We start from the raw sequence: 15,673 nt of genomic DNA, 5'->3' as shown, positions 1-15,673 counted from the left end.
CGCGCGCCGCGGCCCCCCGCGGGGGGGCCGCCCCCGCCCCCCCCCCCGCCCCGCCCCCCCCCCCCGGCCCCCCCCCCCCCCCCCCCCCCCCCCCCCCCCCCCCGCCCCCCCCCCCGCCGCCCCGCGCCCCCCCCGGCGCCCCCGCCCCGCGCCCCCCCCCCCCCCCCCCCCCCCCCCCGCCCCTTCGAACTCCGGGCCTATTCGAGGCCGATCGAGAACGCGGCCTCGAGGTCGTGGCGCGAGTAGGCCCTGAAGGCGATGTGCGTCGTCGTCTCGACGACGCCGTCGACCTTCGAGAGGTGGTCGGCGACGACGTCGGCCAAGTCCTCGTGCTGGCGCACGCGGGCAATCGCGATGAGGTCCCACTCGCCCGTGACCGAGTACACCTCGCTGATGCCGGGGATCGCCGAGATCTTCTCTGCGGCCTCGGGAATCTTGTCCGATTCCGTCTGGATGAAGACGAATGCCGTGATCATGGCCCTCCGATCGACTGGATGACAGCTTCTGCCCCCCACCCTATCGCCGAGAGCGCCTCGGCAGGCTATCTGCGGACTAGGCGGCGCACGAGGAGCGCGACCACGCGCCAGCCGACGATCGCCGCACCGAGGACGGACGCCGCGACGATGAGGAAGGGCACCGCGAGGCCAGCGCCGGTGACGCCGCGCAGGGCCATGCCGATCAGATAGGTGCCGAGCCACACAACAAGTCCTGCGGGCCACACGGCAAGAGGCCGACGGCGGATGAGCGGAAGAAGCCAGGCCACTGCGAGCCCGACGAGGAAGGGCCACGCCGTCGTGAGAACGCCGAGGACGGGATTCGCCTCGTTGTGGAATCCGCGACCAGTTGCGGCGAACCCGAGGACGATCACGGCGTCGCCCGCGAGGGCAAGATAGGCGGTGCGGGCAGTGCGGACACGGCGGACGTCGGGGGTTGCATTGGTGGGCATGGCACCAGACTACGCGTGGCCATCCGTCCGGACCCGATCGGCCACTGACGGGCTCGCGGGAGAGGCACTCCGGTTTCCGCGGCATGGCACCTTCTGCGGGGCCCCGACGTCGTCGTAGGCTCCCGGGACGTGGCGATCAGCGAGGTGAGACATTGGAGATCGTGCAAGTGGCACAGGGGGTCGTCGACCTCGACCGCGCGACGGCGTTCTACGAACGGCTTCTCGGCGTCCCGCCCGCGGGACGCTTCGACCCTCCGGGGCTCGTCTTCTTCCGTCTCGGCGCGGTGCGGCTCCTCCTCGAGCAGGGGGCGCCCGGGGCGCTCGTCTACCTCGCCGTGCCGGATGTTGTCGCGTCCGTCAAGGATCTCGCCGCGCAGGGAGTGCGCGTGGTGGGTGAGCCAACGGCCATCTTCCGCCATCTGGACGGCAGGCTCGGCCCCGCGGGAACCGAGGAATGGATGGGGTTCATCGAGGACTCCGAGGGAAATACCGTGGGGCTTGTGAGCTGGCTCCCGATCGCCCCTCCGTGAGTTTCGGCGGCGCAACCACTTCACGGCACCGTGCGCACACGGAAGAATCCGAGGTGACCAGCGCGTCCAGCCCACGCACCAGGAGAACCCATGCCGGATATCGTGCCTTGCCTCTGGTTCGACACCCAGGCCGAAGAGGCCGCGAACTTCTACGTCTCGGTCTTCCCCCGTTCGAAGGTCACGAACGTTGACTACTACGGCGAGGCGGGGCCTCGCCCCGCCGGCACGGTCATCACCGCGTCGTTCGAGCTCGACGGCAAGCCGTTCCTCGCCCTCAACGGCGGTCCGGAATTCACGTTCGACGAGGCGGTGTCGATGCAGGTCTTCTGCGCCGACCATTCCGAGGTGGACCATTACTGGGATGCCCTCACGGCCGACGGCGGCAAGGAGAGCCAATGCGGATGGCTCAAGGACCGCTTCGGCTTCTCGTGGCAGATTGTGCCGACGCGGCTCATGGAACTCCTCAAGGACCCCGACCCCGGCCGCGCCCAGCGCGCGATGGCGGCGATGCTCACCATGCGCAAGATCGTGATCGCGGACCTCGAGGCCGCCGCGGACGGCTCCTGAAGAATTCGAGGCGTGCCGATGTCGAAAACGGGACGGCCCAATCGTCCAGTAGGTGAGAGCCATCTAGGCCTCATCGACAAGGAAGGCGAGAAGCCATGACACAGTACCTCATTGCCATGTACCAGCCCGACGGCGTCGTGCCGCCGCCCGAGGTCCTCGGGCCGATCATGGCGAAGATCGAAGAATTCAACGCCGATCTTCGCGCCGCCGACGCGTGGGTCTTCGGCAACGGGCTCACAGCCCCCTCCTCGGCAACCGTGCTCCGTCAGGGGGAGGGGGACGTGCTCGTCACCGACGGCCCCTACCTCGAGGGGAAGGAGCACCTCGGCGGCTTCGAGATCATCGAGGCCCCAGACCTTGACGCTGCCCTCGCGTGGGGCAGGCGGCTGGCCGGGATCACGGGCCTCCCCATCGAGGTGCGGGCGTTCGCCTCGCGTGACTGATCCCGTGGCCGAGGTCGGTGCCGTCGCGGCCGTGTTCCGGGAGGAATACGGCCGCGCGGTGTCGGTCGTGTTGAGAACCACTGGCGATCTCGGACTCGCCGAGGACGCTGTCCAGGAGGCGTTCGCGGCCGCGGCCGAGCGGTGGCCGGCCGAGGGCATGCCCGAGCAGCCCGGCGCGTGGATCATCACGACGGCGCGGCACCGCGCCGTCGACCGCTTCCGGCGCGAGGCGGCTCGCGGTGAGAAGGAGGCACAGGCTGCCCTCGCGCGGTGGGACACGGAACCCGAGGATGAGACGTTCGGCGACGACCGGCTCAAGCTCCTCTTCGTGTGCTGCCACCCGGCGCTCGCCATGCCTGCACGCGTCGCCTTGGCGCTGCGCGTCCTCGGAGGATTGACGACGGCGCAGATCGCCGCGGCGTTCCTCGTGTCCGAGCCGACGATGGGCCAGAGGATATCCCGCGCCAAAGCGAAGGTCCGCGATACCGGGATCCCGTACCGAGTGCCATCCGCCGCCGAACTGCCCGACCGACTCGCAGGCGTCCTCGCCGTCATCTATCTCGTCTACAACGAGGGATACTCGGCCGACCTCGGGGCCCCCGTCGAGCGGTCGGGGCTGTGCGCCGAGGCGATCCGCCTCGCGCGCATGCTCTCGCAGCTCATGCCTTTCGAGCCGGAGGCGGAGGGGCTGCTCGCCCTCATGCTCCTCTCCGAATCGCGCCGCGCCGCGCGCTCGGGCCCCAGCGGCTTCCTCGTGCCCCTCGCCGAGCAGGACCGCTCGCAGTGGGATGCCGGGCTCATCGTCGAAGGGCTCGCGCTCGTCCGCCGGTCCCTTCGGCGCGGCAGCCCCGGGCCGTACCTGGTCCAGGCAGCGATTCAGGCGGTGCACAGTTCGGCGACTTCGGCCGCGGAGACGGACTGGAAGCGGATTGCGCGGCTCTACGAGCTGCTTGCGACGGTGGCTCCGGGGCCGGTCGTCGAGCTCAATCGCGCCGTCGCGGTCGGCGAAGTCGAGGGAGCCGACGCCGCGCTGCGCATTGTGGACGGGCTCGGCCTCGCGGGCTATCACGTCTTCCACGCCGTTCGCGCCGACCTCCTGCGGAGAGTTGGGCGCACAGAGGAGGCCGCGGACGAATACGAGATCGCGGCCAAGTTCGCCCCGGGGGAGGGTGAACGCAAGTGGCTCACCGAGCGGCGGCACGGTCTGGCCGCTGCTCCGTGATCAGCGAGTCGGCCCCCGGTGGTGTTCGATGAGGAGGGACGCCATCTCCTGTGCTCGTGCGGCCGCGCGTTGGTCGCCTTCTGCTGCGGCCACGATGGCGCCCTTGATGAGGATGTGGCAGGACCACGCGAAGTCCTCGGCGCGAGAGAGCCCCGCGGCCTCGGCGAGTGCCGCGAGCTGGGCACGGGTCCTGCCGAGGTATTCGATGCTCGCGCGCCCAAGAGCATGATCGGGGCCCATTTCCATCATGACGTGAAGGAAGGAGCTCACCTCGGCGGCTCCCTGCTGGAACCATTCGTCGAAGACGTCGAAGATCGCGAGGAGGGCCGCTGCATCGCCCGCCCCCCGGCGCTCGACGGCCCTGTCGATGGCCGATCCGCGCGCCTCGTACCAGCGTTCGAGGTAGGCGAGTGCGAGCTCGTCCTTCGACCGGAAGTACTTGTAGAAGGTCGCCTTCGCGACGCCCGAGCGGGCAATGAGCTCGTCGACGCCGACGTCTTTGATGCCCCGCCGGGCGAAAAGCTCGTAGGAGGTCGAGAGGATCCTCTCGCGCGGTCCACCCTGGATATTCGGCTCCTCCTGTGCTGCAGCTGAAGCGTCCACCCGAAGATCATAGCCTCGCGCATGGACAGAAAGGTCTGTCTAGGTCTAGGTTCCGAGACATGTCTGGCATTTCCCCCGTTGGCGCCGCACGGACTTCCGTCCTCAGCAGCGGATCACCCGGAACCATCGGGGACCAGGCGCGCGCCATCCTCCACGCGGTGCTCGAAAGCCCAGGCCTCGCCGATCAGGTGAAGCTGCGGCTCCGCGTGCTTGTCGCGGAACATGAGTCCTGCCCCGAGATGGCCCTGCTCGAGCATCTCAGGGAGCTGCGGGCGACGCGCGACCACTGACGGCCGGCTATAGGGCCGTCGGCGCCCTCGCGCCGGGCGCGCGGCTCCTCGTCCGCCGTCGGCCGTTTCCCTATCCGCGCTTTGGCGGGCCAAGCCACGTCGTCAAGGCACCGACGAGGCCCGGGTCGTTCGCGTTCCCCGCCCACGCGACGTAGCCATCGGGGCGAATCAGCACCACCGGGGGAGGGTCAACCGTTCCGAGCGCCGGGAGCTCCCACGTCCCCGTGTAGTCCGCCTTGACAAGGCGGACTCGCCCCGCCCACGGCCGAACGTCGAAGGCGCCTGCGCGGTCGACGTCGAGGAGGACAGCCCGCGCGTCGTGCAGGAGCTCGAAAACCCGCACGGGACCCCCAGCGGTGACCACCTCGATATCGAGCATTCGGCACCCCGTCAGCGGATGCCCCTCGCCGAGGTCGTACTGGATATCAAGGCCCGAGAGCGTCGCGGCGAAGCGCTTCCGGGGCTCGTCCATGCCCAACAAGTCCGCGAGCGTGGCCCGCAGGGCAGAAATCCTCTCGTCGCTGCGGGTGAGCGCGGTCTGTGCCATCGTGATCTGCAGCACACGCGCAGCGACAGGGTGGCGCTCGGCATGATAGGTGTCCAGAAGCCGCTCTGGCGCTGTTCCCTTCACGACAGCGGCAAGTTTCCAGCCCAGATTGACGGCGTCCTGCACACCGAGGTTGAGGCCTTGACCGCCTACAGGGTAGTGAACATGGGCCGCGTCGCCGGCAAGCAGGACGCGTCCCTTTCTATACGCGGCCGCTTGGCGGGTCAGATCCGTGAACCGGGAGAGCCATGTGGGGCTGTGGACCCCGAAGTCGGTTCCCCAGGCGCGCGTCAGGGCGCGGCGCAGGTCCTCGAGGGTTGGCTCCCTCGTCTGCCCCGCGAATGGCTCTGTGACTACGATGCCCACTCGCCGGCCTTCGTCTAGGGGGCCAAGCGCCTGGGTCCCGTTGGCGTCGTAGCGGATGCCCCAAGGGGGCTGCTCGGTCATCTCCGCCTCGGCGATAAAGGAGTTCACGGACGGTTCCCAGCCAGGAAACTCGATCCCCGCTGTCTTGCGCACCACGCTGCGCCCGCCGTCGCAGCCAACGACGTAACCGGCCCGGAGGGACCCACCGTTCGAAAGGCCGACGACGACGCCGTCGCCATCCTGCGAGGCACCCGTCACCTCGCGTGCACGAAGTACGGGCACCCCGAGCTCGGAGACCCATCCGGCGAGGATGCGCTCGAAGCGGTTTTGCTCCAGTGCGAGGCCGTAATGATGGCGCGCAGGGAAATCGCTGATGTCTAAACGGATCCCGGCAAAACTCTGAATCTGAGCCGTCTGGCCTTCGGCGAGAAAGCGGTCGGCGATGCCGCGCTGGTCGAGCACTTCGATCGTGCGTGAATGCAGCCCGCGGGACCGCGGCCCCTCGAGTTCCTGGCTCTTGCGCCGCTCGACAATCGCAACGTCCACTCCTGCAAGAGCGAGCTCGCCTGCCAACATGAGCCCGGTCGGACCGGCCCCGACGATGAGCACGTCGCGATCAGCCATCAACATTCGCATCTCCCCGCATTTGTCGCTGCAGACTGTGAGCGCACCAGAGGCCCACGGGGAGCAATGTCAGCACATGTGGGGCCCTTGCGGGAAGGCCCCCACGACTCGATATTCTGGCCTTAGCGGGGGTATTGCGGCAGGCCAGCGAACATACCGTCTCGGCCCACCATCGATGAACCGTAGCCGGCAGCGGCAACCGGCTCCTCGTCGCGCGTGAGGCTCGCCAGCACGGGGATCCGCTGCGTCCAAGGACAAACCTCACGACGAACGGTGCCGGGACGGGGACGCGTGATTCATCAGATGAGAATACGCAGACTAATTGACATAATGTAGATTATCGGCGCTGACGAAGGCGGCCGGCATCGCACCGGTGCGCCGTGACCCTCGGCTGATTCCGCTGGTCGACTCGACCCGCGCGTTCTATGCTCCAGTCGATCCGCGATGCGGCGAAACCTCCCGTCCTATCGAGCCCTACCGCGGTCGTCGAAGTGGTCGGCCGCGGCGACCACACGGTCCCGTGAGGATTCACTTCCCGACGTCGACCGCCCCCAAGAGTGCTCGATCAGGCCGGCGGTCTCGTGCTCCTTGAAACTGAGCTCGGGGTGCTGGTGGAGCTGGGTGTAGACGGAACGGACCCAGTCCAGTTCGGTTTCGAGCCCGTTCAGAACGACATCGGCGACAGACATAGCTTCCTCCTCGCGTTCAACCTAGGACCGCCTACCCCGCGAAAGGAACAGTTCATGAAGCGACGGGCATCCTTGTGGCTCGCCCATATGAGGCCCGCGGAAGGCCCGCGCGGTCACGCTTTTTGTCGTGCCGCCGTGTGGGCTGCCATTGGTCGGTTCGTCATGGAGCCCTCTCCCCCTGGAACGTCAACGGTACCCGTGTTGGCGAGAGTCTCCTTCACGAATTCCATGCTGGGCCCAGAATGAACCTCGCGGATGCCATGGAACAGCGCGATGCACTCGGGGCCGGGCCAGTCCTTGGGGAGCAGCTCGGCGGGGAGCCCCGGGTCGAGGTACGGGATCACGCGCCATGCGTCGATGCACCCCACGTACGCGGCGAAGCTCTCCGCCGACCCTGGGCTGGCGACTGGGACCGCGGACTGGCTCGTGATGAACTCGCGGTGCAGCTCGGCGATCGCGTCGAGATCCCACCAGCGCCCCACCTGCCCGGCGACGACCGGCCCGGCCGGGAGCCCTCGGGCGGTGAACAGCACCACATGCTCGGAGAGCCCGAGCCCGGCCACCACGTCCTCGACCTCGTTGCGCAGGAAGTCCGGGCAGATCCAGACCCCCGACTCAACCGCCCCGCAGCCGATCCACCGCAGCTGCTTCCGGAGCTGATGCCGTGCGTCGCGCATCGACTCGGGAAGGGAGAACACGATGAGGCACCACTCGCCGTCGGCCGCCATGGACCGCGGCTCGTGGATGCGGCGGTCGCCCCGGGCGAGCATCGCGGCGGCCCCGGGTGCGAGCGCGAGGCCGGGGACGCCGTCGTGCGTTTCCGCCGTCAGGAGGCCGCGCTGCTTGACCCGGCTCAGCGCAGTGCGCGCCTGCGGAATCGGGACGCCGAGTGCACCGAGGAGCGCCACGTAGGCGTCGGTCGGCATCCAGCCGCCGGCCCCGCGCAGATAGAGCCCCACAATGGTGCGCAGGAGCGAGACCGTGCTCCCTGGGCGCGAGACCATGTCGTCCGCGACGCGCGTCTCGCTCCCGCCGGGCTGGGTTAGCTCGGTCATGCCAGTTCGGCGAGCGTATCCCGGACGGCCTCGACCCCGGCCAGGACCTCGGCGAACGAGGTACTCAGCGGGGACAGTCCCAGGCGCAGGCCGTGCGGCGGCCGGAAGTCCGGAATGACGCCGCGCTCCCACAGGTTGGCGGTCACTTCCCGGAAGCGGGGATGGTTGATCGTGATGTGGGAGCCACGCTGGGCCGCGTCGCGCGGGCTCGCGAACTCCACGCCGAGCGGGGCCAGGAGGCGGTCGCTCAGGGTCGAGGCGAACTCGGTCAGGAGCACCGACTTGGCACGGACGGCCTCCATGCCGGCCTCGGCGAGGAGCTCGACCATGCCCGCGAGCGGCTGCATCGCCAGGATGGGCGGCGTGCCGGTGATGAAGCGGCGGATACCGGAAGCCGGGGTGTAGGCGGCGGTCATGCCGAACGGGTCGGCCGCGCCCATCCAGCCCCAGATCGGCTGGATCAGGCGGTCTTGAAGGTCGCGGCGCACGTACCCGAACGCGGGCGAGCCGGGCCCGCCGTTGAGGTACTTGTACGTGCAGCCCACGGCGAGGTCCACTCCCCACGCGTCGAGCTCGAGCCGCACCGAGCCCGCCGAATGGCACAGGTCCCACACCATGAGCGCGCCCGCGCGGTGCACGGCATCGGTGATCGCCTGGGCGTCGGCGACGAACCCCGAGCGGTAGGCAACGTGGGAGAGAAGGACGACGGCGGTGCGCGGCGAGAGCGCGGCCTCGACGTCCGCGGGGGTCACCCCGGTGGCCGAGTCGGGCTCGATCCAGCGAATGGTCGCGCCACGCTCGGCGGCGATTCCCTCCACAATGAACCGGTCCGTGGGGAAGTTCTCGCGGTCGATCACGATCTCGTTCCGGCCTGACTGTGCATCCAAGGCCGCGCGGACGAACTTGTAGATCATGACCGAGGTCGAATCTGCCACGATCGTCTGCCCGGGCCCGGCTCCGAGGACGACTTCGCCCAGGCGGTCGCCGAGGCGAGTAGGCTCGTCCATCCACTGCTCGTCCCAGGCCCGGATGAGCCGGTTGCCCCACGGCCCAGCCGTGAATTCAGCGAGCCGTTCGGCCGTCGCCACGAGCGGACGGCCGAGCGAGTTGCCATCGAGGTAGGCGACGACGGGCTCGCCGTCCGGCTCGAGGAAGCGGAGCCGGAACTCGGCAAGGGGATCGGCCCCGTCGAGTTCCGCGGCCTCGACGGCGAGGGCGTGGTCGGTGTCGAGGGGGGTCACGGGCGGGTCCTTTCGTCGGAAGGCTGGGAACCGATCGCCGTGCGGACGGCGTACAGCTCGGGGAAGAAGGTCAGATCAAGGGCGCGCTTGAGGAAGTCGACGCCGGAAGAACCGCCGGTGCCTCGCTTGAAGCCGATGGTTCGCTGGACGGTGCGCAGGTGGCGGAAGCGCCAGGCCTGGAAGTTGTCCTCGAGGTCTACGAGGCTCTCGCACGCCTCGTAGAGGCCCCACGGCGTCTCGTCCTCTTCGTAGATGCGCTGGAAGACGGGCACGAGATCCTCGCAGAGGGTCCACGGCTCGCTCACGTCGCGATTCAGGACGGCCTCGGGGACCGCGTAGCCGGCACGTTCAAGGAGGGCCAGGAAGGCGTCATAGACCGTGGGCTCCCCGAGGATCCGGCTCAGCAGGGCGTGCGCCTCGGGCTCGGACTCGAAAACCGTGAGCATGCCGCGATGCTTGTTGCCGAGGGCGAACTCGATGGCCCGGTATTGGTACGACTGGAAGCCCGAGGAATTGCCGAGCGAACCGCGGAACTCTGCGTATTCGCGCGGCGTCAGCGTGCCGAGAACCGACCACTGCTCGGTCAGCGTGCGCTGAATGGCCTTGACGCGGGCGAGGCACTTGAGGGCCTTGCCGAGGTTATCGGCGTCCATGAGCCGGCGGGCCTCAAGGAGCTCGTGGAGCACCAGCTTGAGCCACAGCTCGCTCGTCTGGTGCTGGACGATGAAGAGCAGCTCGTCGTGGTGCTCGGGCTGGCTCTGGGGGCGTTGAGCGTGGAGGAGATCGTCGAGGGCCAGATAGCGGCCGTAAGTCATGGCCCCGCGGAAATCGGTGCGGACGCCGTCCTCGATTGTCCGGACTCCGGCCGGCGCTGGCTGGGTGGCTTGAGTCATACGAAAAGAATATCAAGAACTTGACGATCGTCAAGATCGTGAAATCATTCGGTGAGGGTTGGCGCACCTCGCAATATCGTGCAGCTGAGTCCGCCATGTGGTCATCGGTCAGCCTGCAGTGGTCTGGGTGTGGCGCAGCTCATCTCGCAGCCGCTCCACGAACTCACCAAGCAGCACGAGAACGATTCTGAAGGCCTACTTCAGGAGGAACACGATCGTCGTCTCGGTGTCGGCCGGGTCCGGTGTCGGGTCCCCGTAGATCTCCCAGGAATGCCCAGCGGATTCCCTGCCATTCGCCGCCATCCACGCGCCGACGGCGTCGTACGCTTCGTTCATGCGCTCGTACGGCCCACGGTGCACCGCGACAGCAGCCTCACCATTCGGCGTCTCGGTCGCGTAGACCTCGCCGGCCGTTTCAAAGGCTCGCGTGACTTCGACGCCGAATTCGCACAGGATCCGGTCGCCAGGCTTGTTCAAGACGTGGTAGACGAAGACGTTGTGGCCATTCGCCCACAGACCCGGTTGACTGCGAATGAAATCCCAGACCTTGCTCACGGCGGGCCCCCATACCGAGCCCACCTCGTGCGGCGACACCTCGCGCCGGACCGCAGCCAGCTTTCGAGGTTCAACTGTCTGTACGCTGACGGGGACCGTCATGCCGCGATTGTAGATCGTGCTGCAGCTTCCCCGACGTTCGGCGAACTGCGGTGCGAGGCACTGCTTCATCACACTCAGCCCGCCGGGCCGCGTATCGTCGAGGTATGTGCCGCAACATCCATACGCTTCACAACTTCGAACCGGCAGCGACGTCCGACGAAGTGCATGCTGCCGCCCTGCAATACGTACGCAAGATCGCGGGCACCACGAAGCCTTCAAAGGCGAACCAGGAAGCCTTCGAGCGGGCCGTGCACGAGATCGCCCATGTCACCCAACATCTGCTCGACGATCTGGTCGCGACGACGGCGCCGAAGAATCGCGAGGAAGAAGCCGCCAAGGCGCGCGCCCGTGCAGCTCGATCTGGACGATACGCGACGGCATAGCGACTCAGGCGCCAACGTACTCCGCGAGGTGCTCCCCCGTGAGCGTCGACCGGGCTGCCACGAGGTCCGCCGGCGTGCCCTCGAAAACCACTCGGCCGCCGTCGTGCCCTGCTCCCGGACCAAGGTCGATGATCCAGTCCGCGTGCGCCATGACCGCCTGGTGATGCTCGATGACGATAACTGACTTTCCCGAATCGACAAGCCGATCGAGCATGCCGAGCAGCTGGGCGACGTCCGCGAGGTGGAGCCCGCTCGTGGGCTCGTCGAGGACATAGACCTGGCCCTGCTCCCCCATCTGGTTGGCGAGCTTGAGGCGCTGCCGCTCACCGCCGGACAGAGTTGTGAGCGGCTGGCCGAGGCTCACATAGCCGAGCCCGACGTCCGCCATCCGAGCAAGGATCGCCGCGGCCGCGGGCGTCTTGGCCAGGCCCTCAGAGAAGAACTCATGAGCTTCCGAGACTGGCAGATCGAGCACCTCGGCGATGTTGAGGCCGCCAAAGCGAAGCTCGAGGACTTCGGACTGGAAGCGCTTCCCGCCACAGTCCTCGCAGGGCGTCGACACCGTCTCCATGAATCCGAGTTCGGTGAAGATCATCCCGTTGCCGTTGCACGTCGGGCAGGCGCCTTCGGAATTGGCCGAGAAGAGAGCCGGCTTGACGCTGTTGGCTTTGGCGAACGCCTTGCGGATGGGCTCGAGCAGGCCGGTGTACGTCGCCGGGTTGCTTCGGCGCGACCCCTTGATCGCGCTCTGATCGATGACGACGACGCCCTCCCGCCCGGACACCGACCCGTGGATGAGCGAGCTCTTGCCGGATCCCGCCACACCGGTCACCGCGACGAGCACCCCCAACGGAATGTCGACGTCGACCGCCTGAAGATTGTGGGTGTTCGCCCCTCGCACCTCAAGCTTCCCCTTCGGCGCGCGAACGCCTTCCTTGACGGACACGCGGTCCTCGATGTGTCGCCCGGTGACGGTGCCGCTCCCCCGCAGTCCGTCGATCGTTCCCTCGAAACAGATCGAGCCGCCGCGCGAGCCGGCGCCGGGACCGAGGTCGACGACGTGATCGGCAATGGCCATCATCTCCGGCTTGTGCTCGACGACCAGAACCGTGTTGCCCTTGTCGCGGAGTCGCAGCAGCAGCTCGTTCATCCGCTGGATGTCATGGGGGTGCAGCCCGATCGTCGGCTCGTCGAAGACGTAGGTGATGTCGGTGAGCGAAGAGCCCAGGTGCCGGAGCATCTTGATGCGCTGCGACTCGCCGCCCGAGAGCGATCCGGACGGACGGTCCAGGGAAAGGTAGCCGAGCCCGAGCTCGACGAAGGCGTCGAGATTCTCACGCAGGGCGTTCACGAGCGGTGCCACCGAGGGCTCGGAGAGTCCGCGGATCCAGGCCGCAAGATCCGTGATCTGCATGGCGCACGCATCCGCGATCGTGATGCCCTTGATCTTCGATGACCGTGCCCCCTCGCTGAGGCGGGTACCTCCGCAATCGGGGCACGGCGCGAAGGTCGCGAGGCGCTCGACGAATGCCCGGATGTGGGGCTGAAGCGAATCGACATCCTTGCTGAGGATCGACTTGCGGACCTTGGGGATCAGCCCCTCGTAGGTGACGTTGATGCCCTTGGCCTTGATCTTGGTCGGCTCTTTGTGAAGGAAGTCCCGGAGCTCCTTCGCCGTGTAGTCGTGGATGGGCTTGTCCGGATCGACGAAGCCGGACTCGCTGAACGTGCGCACCAGCCATCCGTCCGCTGTGTAGCCGGGAACCAGGATCGCGCCCTCGTTGAGGGACTTCGTCTCGTCGTACAGCTGGCTGAGGTCGATGTCGGAGACCGAGCCACGGCCCTCGCAGCGAGGACACATGCCGCCGTGGTAGATGGCCTCGCGCACGATGGTCTTCTCCCCCGTCGCACTGGTCATCACCCCGCTCGCTTTCCGGGTCGGGACGTTGAACGAGAAGGCCGTCGGCGGGCCGACGTAGGGCGAGCCGAGGCGGCTGAACAACACCCGCAGAATCGCGTTGGCATCTGTCACGGTGCCGACGGTCGAGCGGACATTGGCGCCCATCCGCTCCTGGTCCACGATGATCGCCGTCGTGAGGCCTTCGAGAACGTCGACGTCGGGCCGCGCAAGCGATGGCATGAAGCCCTGCAGGAAAGCGCTGTAGGTCTCGTTGATCATCCGCTGGGACTCGGCGGCGATCGTGTCGAAGACGAGTGAACTCTTGCCGGACCCCGAAACCCCCGTGAACACCGTCAGGCGACGCTTCGGGATCTCGACGCTGACGTCCTTGAGGTTGTTCTCGCGGGCGCCTTGTACGCGGATCATCTCGTGGGTGTCGGCCTTGTGGCCAGGCGATGGGGAATCCGCTGTAGGAGCCAAGGTCATCGTTTCTCCATCCTTTCGGGCGGAACCGCCCGTCGACGTCAGGCTGGGTTCAGCGGACTTCTTGGATTCGGATCAGGTTGCCCGCGGGATCCCGAACGGCACAGTCGCGCACGCCATACGGCTGATCGGCCGGCTCCTGGACGACCTCGGCGCCGGTCGCCTGCACGCGTTCGAAGGCGTCGTCGACGTCGGGCGTTGCGAGGAGGAGGGTCGCGAAGGTGCCCTTGGCCATCATCTCGGCGATCATCTTCCGCTCATCGTCGGTGATGCCGGGCGACGCCGTGGGCGGATAGAGGACGATCGACGTGCCCGGCTGACCGGCCGGCCCGACTGTAAGCCAGCGCAGGCCGCCGTACCCGACGTCGTTGCGCACCTCGAAGCCCAGCGCATCGCGATAGAACGCGAGGGCGGCGTCGGGATCGTCCTGCGGAAGAAAGCTCGCGTGAATGGTGAGGTTCATGCCTGCCATGCTAGCGAGGGCCACCGACAGGAACTTCTCGATTCCTGACCGGTCTCGTGACCTGCTTCGCGACGCACGACGGCATGCCCTCCGTCTCCCCCGCCGCGTCGCGCCGATAGACGCTGGGAGGCACGCCGACGAGCTCTGCGAACCGCGTGCTGAAGGTCCCCAATGACGAACAGCCGACGGCGAAGCACACGTCCGTCACACTCATATCGCCCCGCCGCAGCAGCGCCATCGCGCGCTCGATCCGACGCGTCATGAGATAGCCGTATGGCGATTCGCCATACGCGGACTTGAACAGGCGGCTCAGATGGCCAGCGGACATGTTGACGCCGCGAGCGAGAGCCTCGACGTCGAGCGGCAGCGCATACTCGCGATCCATGCGGTCCCGGACGCGCCGCAGCAGCGCGAGATCGCGCAGATTCGGCGTCGAAATCGGTTTGCCTGCCACATCCGTGATCGTGCTACGTCTCCCAGCGCTTGTAAAGGACGACGACGGCGGGCACAGCCGCCTGCCGCGCGATCGGTGGCGCTCCGGCGGACTGCCGCTAGGATGACGGCCATGACGCGCAAGCCAAAAGGATTTGCTAAACCGACAATGATGGACGTCGGACGGCTGGCTGGCGTCTCCCAGAGCACGGTCTCGCACGTCGTCAACAGAACGGGAAAAATCCCAGAGGAGACCGAACAGCGGGTCCGTGCGGCCATCGAGGAACTCGGCTACCAGCCGAACGAGACGGCCCGCAACCTCCGTCTTCGACGTAGCCGGACGATCGGGCTCGTCACCGACCGCATCGCGTCGTCGCCCTTCGCCGGGCGGGTGCTCGTGGGCGCCCAGGACTACGCGTGGGAGAACGGCTACCTGCTTCTACTCATCGATTCGCGGCAGGACACCCGGATCGAATCTGCCGCGATCGACAGCCTCCTCTCACGTCAGGTCGACGGAATGCTCTACGCAGCGATGGCCTGGCGGGAGGTCGATCTCCCGGCGAGCTTCGCCAAGCTTCCCTCGCTGCTCATCAATGCTTGGCCTTCCGCGCGCCGTGACTACCCCGCGATTGTCCCCGACGAGGTTGCCGGTGGACGCCTCGCAGCTCGCGCGGTCATCGAGGCCGGACACCGCAGGATCGCGTACATCGGAGGCCCGCAGGATGACCCAGCGCGGATCGAGAGGGAGATCGGGCTCCGGGAGGAGCTCGCGTCCGCCCAGCTCCCAGTCGATGAATCGTGGATCCTCACAGGCAACTACCAGATCAGCGCGGGGTACAGCCTCACCCAGCGGCTTCTCGACGCGGATCATCGGCCGACGGCGATCGTGTGCGGCAATGATCGCATGGCTGTAGGAGCCATTACGGCCGCGCTCGAGCACGGACTGCGCGTCCCGCAGGACCTCTCGATCGTGGGCTACGACGACCAGGAACAGTTCGCCGCGGAGATGCACCCAGCGCTCACGACGGTCTCGATCCCTCACTACGCCATGGGACGGACCGCCGTCGAGCGCTTGCTCGACTCTCTCCACACGGGCCGGCCTCCCCTCGGCACCACCATCCCCGGCGAGCTGATCCGCCGCGACTCCATCGCAGCCCCCTCCCCTGTCTGAACGCCGAGTCCAGAAGCCGACGGCGGCCTTTGAGCCGCGCTGTCCGGCTCGCTTGACAGCCGGCGTGGCATAGGTCACACTCTCGTTACTGAGTTATTCATACGTATGAACAGAGAGGTTCTGTGATGGGTTCAGTGTTGTCTGCGCCGGTGGGGCGGCGGGCGGTTC

The 15,673-nt window shown here is 67.6% G+C and carries 19 protein-coding genes; 7 read left to right on the top strand and 12 right to left on the bottom strand.

What is annotated here, in order from left to right:
* Positions 1–197 precede the first annotated feature (197 nt).
* Positions 198–476, bottom strand: a complete 279-nt coding sequence (locus SPF06_RS21905; protein ID WP_323281285.1) for an Lrp/AsnC family transcriptional regulator — start codon at positions 474–476, stop codon at positions 198–200.
* A 65-nt stretch (positions 477–541) separates the two neighbouring features.
* Positions 542–946, bottom strand: a complete 405-nt coding sequence (locus SPF06_RS21900; protein ID WP_323281284.1) for a DUF3054 domain-containing protein — start codon at positions 944–946, stop codon at positions 542–544.
* 152 nt (positions 947–1,098) lie between these two features.
* On the opposite strand from SPF06_RS21900, the gene SPF06_RS21895 reads away from it, so the two are divergent.
* The 4 genes from SPF06_RS21895 to SPF06_RS21880 all read left to right on the top strand — a co-directional run bounded on the left by SPF06_RS21895 (position 1,099) and on the right by SPF06_RS21880 (position 3,708).
* Entirely contained in the window at positions 1,099–1,476 is a 378-nt protein-coding gene (locus tag SPF06_RS21895; RefSeq protein WP_323281283.1) for a VOC family protein, read from the top strand.
* 90 nt (positions 1,477–1,566) lie between these two features.
* Positions 1,567–2,043, top strand: coding sequence for a VOC family protein (locus SPF06_RS21890; protein WP_323281282.1), 477 nt, complete (start codon positions 1,567–1,569; stop codon positions 2,041–2,043).
* A gap of 95 nt (positions 2,044–2,138) precedes the next feature.
* Positions 2,139–2,486, top strand: a complete 348-nt coding sequence (locus SPF06_RS21885) for a YciI family protein (RefSeq protein WP_323281281.1) — start codon at positions 2,139–2,141, stop codon at positions 2,484–2,486.
* A complete protein-coding gene (locus SPF06_RS21880; protein ID WP_323281280.1) occupies positions 2,479–3,708 on the top strand; it encodes an RNA polymerase sigma factor in 1,230 nt (409 codons plus the stop codon). Before SPF06_RS21885 ends, SPF06_RS21880 begins: the two co-directional genes overlap by 8 nt.
* On the opposite strand, the gene SPF06_RS21875 is transcribed toward SPF06_RS21880, so the two are convergent.
* Entirely contained in the window at positions 3,709–4,311 is a 603-nt protein-coding gene (locus SPF06_RS21875; protein WP_323281279.1) for a TetR/AcrR family transcriptional regulator, read from the bottom strand. It abuts the gene before it with no gap.
* 59 nt (positions 4,312–4,370) lie between these two features.
* On the opposite strand from SPF06_RS21875, the gene SPF06_RS21870 reads away from it, so the two are divergent.
* A complete protein-coding gene (locus tag SPF06_RS21870; RefSeq protein ID WP_323281278.1) occupies positions 4,371–4,601 on the top strand; it encodes a hypothetical protein in 231 nt (76 codons plus the stop codon).
* Positions 4,602–4,671: 70 nt separating this feature from the next.
* Here SPF06_RS21870 and SPF06_RS21865 read toward each other — a convergent pair whose 3' ends face one another.
* From SPF06_RS21865 to SPF06_RS21840, 6 genes are all read right to left on the bottom strand, one after another.
* Positions 4,672–6,144, bottom strand: a complete 1,473-nt coding sequence (locus SPF06_RS21865; protein WP_323281277.1) for an FAD-dependent monooxygenase — start codon at positions 6,142–6,144, stop codon at positions 4,672–4,674.
* A 458-nt stretch (positions 6,145–6,602) separates the two neighbouring features.
* Positions 6,603–6,827: a hypothetical protein gene (locus SPF06_RS21860; RefSeq protein WP_323281276.1), complete on the bottom strand. Its 225-nt coding sequence runs from the start codon at positions 6,825–6,827 to the stop codon at positions 6,603–6,605.
* A 113-nt stretch (positions 6,828–6,940) separates the two neighbouring features.
* Complete coding sequence (locus SPF06_RS21855) at positions 6,941–7,882, bottom strand: PaaX family transcriptional regulator (protein WP_323281275.1); 942 nt, start codon at positions 7,880–7,882, stop codon at positions 6,941–6,943.
* Positions 7,879–9,123 carry a kynureninase gene (locus tag SPF06_RS21850; protein ID WP_323281274.1) on the bottom strand — a complete coding sequence of 415 codons (1,245 nt, stop codon included), beginning with the start codon at positions 9,121–9,123 and terminating at the stop codon, positions 7,879–7,881. The genes SPF06_RS21855 and SPF06_RS21850 overlap by 4 nt, the downstream gene beginning before the upstream one ends.
* Positions 9,120–10,016, bottom strand: a complete 897-nt coding sequence (kynA, locus tag SPF06_RS21845; protein WP_323281273.1) for a tryptophan 2,3-dioxygenase — start codon at positions 10,014–10,016, stop codon at positions 9,120–9,122. Before kynA ends, SPF06_RS21850 begins: the two co-directional genes overlap by 4 nt.
* A gap of 195 nt (positions 10,017–10,211) precedes the next feature.
* Entirely contained in the window at positions 10,212–10,673 is a 462-nt protein-coding gene (locus SPF06_RS21840) for a GyrI-like domain-containing protein (RefSeq protein WP_323281272.1), read from the bottom strand.
* 104 nt (positions 10,674–10,777) lie between these two features.
* Between SPF06_RS21840 and SPF06_RS21835 the strand changes: the two genes are divergently transcribed.
* Positions 10,778–11,056 carry a DUF2277 domain-containing protein gene (locus SPF06_RS21835; RefSeq protein ID WP_323281271.1) on the top strand — a complete coding sequence of 93 codons (279 nt, stop codon included), beginning with the start codon at positions 10,778–10,780 and terminating at the stop codon, positions 11,054–11,056.
* 4 nt (positions 11,057–11,060) lie between these two features.
* Here the strand turns inward: SPF06_RS21835 and SPF06_RS21830 are convergent, their stop codons facing one another.
* The 3 genes from SPF06_RS21830 to SPF06_RS21820 are packed head-to-tail and all read right to left on the bottom strand — an operon-like array spanning position 11,061 to position 14,356.
* Positions 11,061–13,442: an excinuclease ABC subunit UvrA gene (locus SPF06_RS21830; protein ID WP_323281270.1), complete on the bottom strand. Its 2,382-nt coding sequence runs from the start codon at positions 13,440–13,442 to the stop codon at positions 11,061–11,063.
* Positions 13,443–13,491: 49 nt separating this feature from the next.
* Positions 13,492–13,902 carry a VOC family protein gene (locus SPF06_RS21825; RefSeq protein WP_428985816.1) on the bottom strand — a complete coding sequence of 137 codons (411 nt, stop codon included), beginning with the start codon at positions 13,900–13,902 and terminating at the stop codon, positions 13,492–13,494.
* A gap of 10 nt (positions 13,903–13,912) precedes the next feature.
* Entirely contained in the window at positions 13,913–14,356 is a 444-nt protein-coding gene (locus SPF06_RS21820) for a helix-turn-helix transcriptional regulator (RefSeq protein WP_323281269.1), read from the bottom strand.
* 111 nt (positions 14,357–14,467) lie between these two features.
* Between SPF06_RS21820 and SPF06_RS21815 the strand changes: the two genes are divergently transcribed.
* Positions 14,468–15,505 (top strand): LacI family DNA-binding transcriptional regulator, encoded by a 1,038-nt coding sequence (locus SPF06_RS21815; RefSeq protein ID WP_323281268.1) that lies wholly within the window; start codon positions 14,468–14,470, stop codon positions 15,503–15,505.
* Positions 15,506–15,673: the final 168 nt, after the last annotated feature.

Origin of the sequence: Sinomonas terricola (assembly GCF_034931225.1) — a bacterium.
In the GTDB taxonomy this organism is placed as follows: domain Bacteria; phylum Actinomycetota; class Actinomycetes; order Actinomycetales; family Micrococcaceae; genus Sinomonas; species Sinomonas terricola.
This window is presented reverse-complemented; position numbering and strand designations above follow the sequence as displayed.

Bases quoted from the DNA above. Each gene is read 5' to 3' on its own strand.
- SPF06_RS21860 (WP_323281276.1), bottom strand. From the start codon at position 6,827: ATGTCTGTCGCCGATGTCGTTCTGAACGGGCTCGAAACCGAACTGGAC.
- SPF06_RS21840 (WP_323281272.1), bottom strand. From the start codon at position 10,673: ATGACGGTCCCCGTCAGCGTACAGACAGTTGAACCTCGAAAGCTGGCT.
- SPF06_RS21900 (WP_323281284.1), bottom strand. From the start codon at position 946: ATGCCCACCAATGCAACCCCCGACGTCCGCCGTGTCCGCACTGCCCGC.
- SPF06_RS21870 (WP_323281278.1), top strand. From the start codon at position 4,371: ATGTCTGGCATTTCCCCCGTTGGCGCCGCACGGACTTCCGTCCTCAGC.
- kynA (WP_323281273.1), bottom strand. From the start codon at position 10,016: ATGACTCAAGCCACCCAGCCAGCGCCGGCCGGAGTCCGGACAATCGAG.
- SPF06_RS21905 (WP_323281285.1), bottom strand. From the start codon at position 476: ATGATCACGGCATTCGTCTTCATCCAGACGGAATCGGACAAGATTCCC.
- SPF06_RS21885 (WP_323281281.1), top strand. From the start codon at position 2,139: ATGACACAGTACCTCATTGCCATGTACCAGCCCGACGGCGTCGTGCCG.
- SPF06_RS21830 (WP_323281270.1), bottom strand. From the start codon at position 13,442: ATGACCTTGGCTCCTACAGCGGATTCCCCATCGCCTGGCCACAAGGCC.
- SPF06_RS21855 (WP_323281275.1), bottom strand. From the start codon at position 7,882: ATGACCGAGCTAACCCAGCCCGGCGGGAGCGAGACGCGCGTCGCGGAC.
- SPF06_RS21815 (WP_323281268.1), top strand. From the start codon at position 14,468: ATGACGCGCAAGCCAAAAGGATTTGCTAAACCGACAATGATGGACGTC.
- SPF06_RS21835 (WP_323281271.1), top strand. From the start codon at position 10,778: ATGTGCCGCAACATCCATACGCTTCACAACTTCGAACCGGCAGCGACG.
- SPF06_RS21865 (WP_323281277.1), bottom strand. From the start codon at position 6,144: ATGTTGATGGCTGATCGCGACGTGCTCATCGTCGGGGCCGGTCCGACC.
- SPF06_RS21825 (WP_428985816.1), bottom strand. From the start codon at position 13,902: ATGAACCTCACCATTCACGCGAGCTTTCTTCCGCAGGACGATCCCGAC.
- SPF06_RS21890 (WP_323281282.1), top strand. From the start codon at position 1,567: ATGCCGGATATCGTGCCTTGCCTCTGGTTCGACACCCAGGCCGAAGAG.